Source organism: Actinomycetospora sp. NBRC 106378, from assembly GCF_030269685.1.
Lineage (GTDB): Bacteria > Actinomycetota > Actinomycetes > Mycobacteriales > Pseudonocardiaceae > Actinomycetospora.
Map to the genome: position 1 here is coordinate 1 of NZ_BSTT01000032.1, position 1,301 is coordinate 1,301.

Sequence of the window (1,301 nt, forward strand, 5' to 3'; positions counted from 1 at the left end):
GCCGCTGTTGCGGTGGTCGGGATCCTGGTCGTCGGTGCTCTGGCTCTCCATGTGACTGCCCCTGATGGGCCAGCGCGAGCTGTGCCGGGCACCGGCGGCCAGGCCGGCCGGCGTGACTTGATAGGAGCGTGGCAGCGCCCCCACTGAGGTGTGTCCGCCGACCGACCCGGCCTGTTGTCCCCCGCAGGCTAGGAGCAGGAGACCCTTCGATGGTCCTGATGGTCGGAGTCGATGTCCACAAGGACACCCACACCGCGGTGGTGGTCGATCAACTCGGGGTGCGCCGCGCGCAGCGTCGGGTGCAGGCCACCAACGCCGGGCACCTGGAGTTGTTGGCGTGGGTCCAGGGTGTGGGTGAGGAGTTCGCGGTCGCGGCTGGGCCCGAGATCGAGTGGGCGGTGGAGGACTGCCGGCATGTGTCGCTGCGCCTGGAACGGGCGTTGCTCGCCGCGGGGCAGCGAGTGCGGCGGGTGCCACCGAAGCTGATGGCCGGCGCCCGGACCTCGGCGCGGGAGTTCGGGAAGTCCGACCCGATCGATGCGACCGCGATCGCCCGGGCCGCGTTGCGGGAGCCGGACCTGCCCCTGGCCGAGCACACCCCGGCCAGCCGGGAGCTGAAGTTGCTGGTCGATCACCGTGAGCACCTGGTGGCGGAGCGGACCGCGATGATCTGCCGGCTGCGTTGGCACCTGCACGAACTCGATCCCGAACTCGAGCGCAGCATCCCGGCCCGGGGGCTGGACAAGCCCACCCGTCTGACCGCGCTGGCCGCGCTGCTGCCCGCCGAGCACCCGGGGCTGGTCGGTGAGCTGGCCGCCGAGTTGGTCGCAGACATCGCCGCCCGGACGACCCGCATCCGTGCCCTGGAACGCGAGATCGCCCGGCGGGTCGCCGTGTTGGCCCCGCAGCTGCTCGAGTTGCCCGGCTGCGGGCCGCTCTCCGCGGCGAAGCTGCTCGCCGAGACCGCCCGCCCGGGCCGGTTCCGCTCCGAGGCCTGCTTCGCGATGCACGCCGGGGTCGCACCGATCCCGGCCTCCTCGGGGCGCACCAACCGCCACCGGCTCGCCCGCGGCGGCAACCGGCAACTCAACGCCGCCCTGCACCGCATCGCGCTGACCCAGACCCGGCTACCCGAGAGCCTCGGACGGGCCTACTACGACAAGCGTCGAGCCCGCGGCGACCGACACAACGACGCCCTCCGCGCCCTCAAACGACGCCTCGCCCGCGTCGTGTTCAACCTGCTCCTACAGACCGAACACACCCCAACCCCCGCTGCCGCTTGACATAGGAGCAGCTCGCGG

At 72.4% G+C, this 1,301-nt stretch carries 1 protein-coding gene; it reads left to right on the forward strand.

Annotated features, from left to right (window positions below):
* Positions 1-209 precede the first annotated feature (209 nt).
* Positions 210-1,283, forward strand: a complete 1,074-nt coding sequence (locus QSK00_RS30275; protein WP_352231181.1) for an IS110 family RNA-guided transposase — start codon at positions 210-212, stop codon at positions 1,281-1,283.
* The last annotated feature ends 18 nt before the right edge of the window (positions 1,284-1,301 follow it).